The organism is Bacillus cereus group sp. BfR-BA-01408 (assembly GCF_022663305.1).
Taxonomy (GTDB): Bacteria; Bacillota; Bacilli; order Bacillales; family Bacillaceae_G; genus Bacillus_A; species Bacillus_A pacificus.
This window is the reverse complement of record NZ_JAKUFF010000143.1, coordinates 1-4,416: the sequence shown is the minus strand read 5'-3', so window position 1 is coordinate 4,416 and position 4,416 is coordinate 1. Positions and strand designations below refer to the sequence as shown.

Below are 4,416 nucleotides of genomic sequence, written 5' to 3'. Positions count from 1 at the left end.
CTAACGTTTCAGAAGCAGCTGCGCAAGAAAGTAAAACTTACCAAATTTCTGAAGAATCAATTACAATTGTCGATTCAGCAGATGTAGAAGTTACTACTACAGATACAAAAGCTGCGTTATCTATTCAAGCGGCATTACAAGCAGCTATCGTGGTTATAATAAGTATTTCTATAGCAGATAGTGAAAAAGCTGACCGTGTAGCGCAAGAATTGTTTCAAAAATCATCTATTAAACAAGTTAATAAACAAGAAACTGTTATTAGAAATTCTAGAAATGTTACGGTTACGACTACGGATACAGACATAGCAGTAAATGTTCAAATTCTTCTCCAAATTTTATTAGCTTTACTAGTAAAATTAAATATTTTATAAAATGTTTACCTCCTTTTTTAAATACAGTGTTTCTTATAGGGGAATGTAGTACAGGCTATAAATATTTATCATAACTGGACTAATATTCAATATCGCCAAAATAATAATGCAAACAATCTGATGGGAAATAAAGTTTGGTTATTGTATAAAAATCTAAAAGCCACTTCCTTTATTATTGGATTTGGCTTTTAAATTTTAAAAAGTATAGATTTTAAATGGTTAAATAAAATTAAAGAATTAAATACAAAAACTCACAAAATTATTCGTGTTATAGAAAAAATAAAAATAAAAAAGTGGTTTAAATGACATTACTTTCATTAACAGTTCAAGTTTTGAAGAATAGTGCATACAATATAAAGTGTTTTCCTTTCTTCATTTAAGTTTTACGTATATAATTTAAAAGTACTATTTTTATTTTATATTTTTTATATTTATAACAGAATAGAGGTTTAAAAATGGGTGTTAAAATCATTACGGATAGTGCAGCGGATTTACCGGTAGAATTGCTGCAAGCATATGATATTGATTTAATTCCACTCCGTGTTTATGATGAAGCAGAAACAGAGTATTTAGATGGAGTTACATTAGAGTCAGTTACATTATTGCAAAATATGAGAGAAGGCGCTGTTTATAGAACGTCATTGCCTTCACTTGAAACTTTCCAGGAAAAATTTGTTTCTTATGCAAAAGAAGGTAATCCTTGTATATATTTAGCTTTTTCATCTGAACTGTCTGGTACATATCAATCATCAGTTCTCATTAAAGAGGAAGTAAAAGAAACATATGCTAACTTAGATTTAGAAATTATCGATACGAAATGTGCCTCGCTCGGTCAAGGGCTTGTCGTATTAGAAGCTGCTAAAATGGCGAAAGACGGTGCATCAAAAGAAGATATTTTAAAACGTGTTGATTTTCTAATGAGCCATATGGAACATATCTTCACTGTAGCTGACTTACAGTACTTAGTGAGAGGTGGACGTTTAAGTAAAGTCGCAGGATTTATCGGTGGTTTACTAAACATTAAGCCAATCTTAAACGTGGAAGAAGGAAAGCTTGTACCACTTGAAAAGGTAAGAGGAAAAAAGAAAGTACTAAGCCGAATTGTAGATATTATGGAAGAGCGCGGAAAAGAACTTAAAGGTCAAACAATCGCAATGACTCATGGTGATGACATAGAAACAGCTGAAGCTTTAAAAGCATTAATTACAGAGAGATTTGGCTGTGAAGTATTTATCGTAAATACAATTGGAGCAGCAATTGGAGCACATACAGGACCGGGTGTTATAACGTTATTTTTCTTAAATGAAGTCGAGTAAAGGATTGATCTTTTGATCAATCCTTTTTTCTTATTAATCTGTAATAATCGGTCGATATGGTATCGGTGAAGATAAAATCATCGAAGTTTTGACTGTTCCAAATGGTATAACGATATCAATTAATTCCTCTAATTCTTTCATAGAGTGAACCGCTACCTTTAAATAATAGCTACTTTCACCTGTTACTCGATGACATTCGAGTATTCTATATTCTTCGTAGATTTTCTCCTCAAATTTTTTGCAAGGAATCTTTAGATTTTCAATTCTTAAAAATGCTTGAATTGATTTTCCTACTGCATCTAATGATATCCGTGCAGTATATTTCTCGATTATTCCAGTATCTTGTAATCTCTTTAGCCTTTCGGTAACACTAGGACGGCTGAGGTGTAAGTGCTCAGTCATTTCTGTAATCGTCATTCTCGCATCTTCTTGTAGTAATAACGTAATTTTCTTGTCAATTTCATCCATGAATTATGCTCCTTTGCAAAATTGAAATTAAATTTCCGAAATAAATACATAATATAAAATCTAATGTTAAATTACATACACTTTTGTATATTGAATAGAATGATAACTTTCTATAATTAAAATATAAATGGAGGTGCATGTAATGTCTAATCATTTTGGTGAAACAATTTCTATTAAAAAGGGAACAGCCTTATACGTCGGAGCGGTTCTAGGATCAGGAATTCTTATATTACCTGGTATGACAGCGAGTGTAGCAGAGGGGAATGCAATTGTTTCTTGGCTTGTTATGATATTACTTAGTATTCCACTTGCATTCACATTCGCATTTTTATCGATAGAGCATCCAAGTGCTGGTGGAATAGCTACTTTTGCAGAAAAAGCTTTCGGTAAAAAGATAGGTGCTATTATAGGATGGTGTTTTTTTATTGCAGGTAGTGTTGGGCAAATCGTAGTCTCAATGACTGGTGGAATGTATATAGTGAGAGTGTTTGATTTATCATCATATTTTTCTTACGTTATAGCGCTTATTATTTTAAGTACTTCAATTGTTTTCAATTTATATGGGTTAAAAATGAGTGGGTGGTTTCAAGTATGTATTGGTGTATTAACTTTCTTTATTTTAATTGTAACAATTATTAGTTCACTACCTTATATTGAAATGAAAAATATAAATGTACATATTTCTATGCAAGAAATAAATCCAATTTTAGAGGCATCATTATTAATTTTTTGGTCTTTTTTCGGCTGGGAAGCTATTGCAAGTTTAGCTCCAGAATTTAAAACACCTAGAAAAAGAAATATTATTTTATCTACGGCATTTGCGATTGTTATTATTGGAGTTTTATATATTGGTATTGCATTATCCGTAATTGGAACGAAATCTTATCATATAAATGCTGATAATACTACAGCTCTCGTGCTTGTAATCAAGCAAACTTTAGGTGAACAATTTGCATGGGTAATTGGATTTTTAGCTTTTATCATTTGTTTAGGGACGACAAATGCCTTTATTGCAAGTATGGGTCGCTTAGGTTATTCACTAGGGAGAGAAGAAATTGCACCTCGTTATTTAGGATATATTAATAAAAAAAGAGAAACACCAACAAATGCAGTAAAAGTTGTAGGTTGTATTGCAATAATAGGTTTGCTGATAAGTTTCGTTTTTCATATTAGTATAGATAAAATTGTATTAATACCGAATTCGTTAGGAATTGTTACATATATAGTAGGTACTGCGGCTGGGATGAAATTAATAAAGAATAAGTTAGGTGAATTTTTTTCTATAGTAGCTTTTACATGTTGTGTAGTAGTTTATCCTTTTATTGGAGGAGTAATATTGATTCCAGTGGCAGTAGCATTTATCTGTTTGTGTTATGTGCGTTTCAGTAGCGTAAGCAAAGAGCATAAATAAGAATGTTTGTATAGAAATCTAAATATTAAAATATATTAAAATTTTACCATTTCATCTAAAATCGGCAAGGATACCCCCTACTTCAATTGTGTGAAGGGCGATAGCCCAACGATAAGTGGGGGAGGAATTGCCGGTAGATACGGTATGGTACGTTAAAAATCGTAAGATTCTGTACCATATCAAGTATCTGAAACTTCCACCTTGCCTCCTACTTTCTCTACTTAAGTTGTTTGCTTTCACTAAAAATCTGTTACAATTTAATTAGTGAAAGGCGGTGAAAATAATGCCTACAATTACTGCAAAAATACAAATCCATGTTTCCGATAATCAAGCTGAAAGTCTAAAGATAACAACGAACACTTACCGCAAGGCTTGTAATTGGTTATCAAAACACATATTTGAAACAAAGAACCTTAATCAAGTAAATCTCAATAACTTATATTATTCTGATTTGCGAAATCAATTTAGGTTAAAAAGTCAAATGGCTCAATCTGTGATGAAAACTGTAATTGCTCGTTACAAGTCGGCTAAATCAAATGGCCATGAATGGTCTTTGATTGACTTCAAACTTGCAGAATATGATTTAGTCTGGAATCGAGATTATTCACTAACCAAAAACCAATTTAGTGTAAACACGCTTGAAGGTCGCCTAAAACTAAATTATGAGCGTAAAGCTATGAAGAAATACTTCAACAGCACTTGGAAATTTGGTACTGCTAAATTAGTGCATAAGTACAAAAAGTGGTTCTTACATATCCCGATGACAAAAGAGTACCAAACATTAGATTTCGCAGATGTAAACAACATCGTTGGTGTTGATTTAGGAATCAACTTCCTTGCAACCACTTAT

General features: G+C 31.9%; 5 protein-coding genes. 4 read left to right on the top strand and 1 reads right to left on the bottom strand.

The genetic code is table 11. From position 1 onward, the window contains the following. Together MR083_RS26160 and MR083_RS26155 are read left to right on the top strand one after the other, a co-directional pair. The coding region (locus MR083_RS26160; RefSeq protein WP_242270069.1) for a spore coat protein at positions 1 to 371 on the top strand (371 nt) is incomplete at its 5' end. Positions 372 to 826: 455 nt separating this feature from the next. Continuing rightward, a complete protein-coding gene (locus MR083_RS26155; protein WP_000538289.1) occupies positions 827 to 1,687 on the top strand; it encodes a DegV family protein in 861 nt (286 codons plus the stop codon). A gap of 33 nt (positions 1,688 to 1,720) precedes the next feature. Here the strand turns inward: MR083_RS26155 and MR083_RS26150 are convergent, their stop codons facing one another. After that, on the bottom strand, positions 1,721 to 2,155 hold the full coding sequence (locus MR083_RS26150) for an Lrp/AsnC family transcriptional regulator (RefSeq protein ID WP_000343327.1): 435 nt from the start codon (positions 2,153 to 2,155) through the stop codon (positions 1,721 to 1,723). 142 nt (positions 2,156 to 2,297) lie between these two features. Here MR083_RS26150 and MR083_RS26145 point away from each other — a divergent pair, with 142 nt between their 5' ends. Further along, the gene (locus tag MR083_RS26145) at positions 2,298 to 3,566 is read left to right on the top strand and encodes an APC family permease (RefSeq protein WP_242270068.1); all 1,269 of its coding nucleotides are present in this window, start codon (positions 2,298 to 2,300) and stop codon (positions 3,564 to 3,566) included. 283 nt (positions 3,567 to 3,849) lie between these two features. Beyond that, on the top strand, positions 3,850 to 4,416 hold a 567-nt coding region (locus tag MR083_RS26140; RefSeq protein WP_472927153.1), incomplete at its 3' end, for a nuclease/transposase family protein.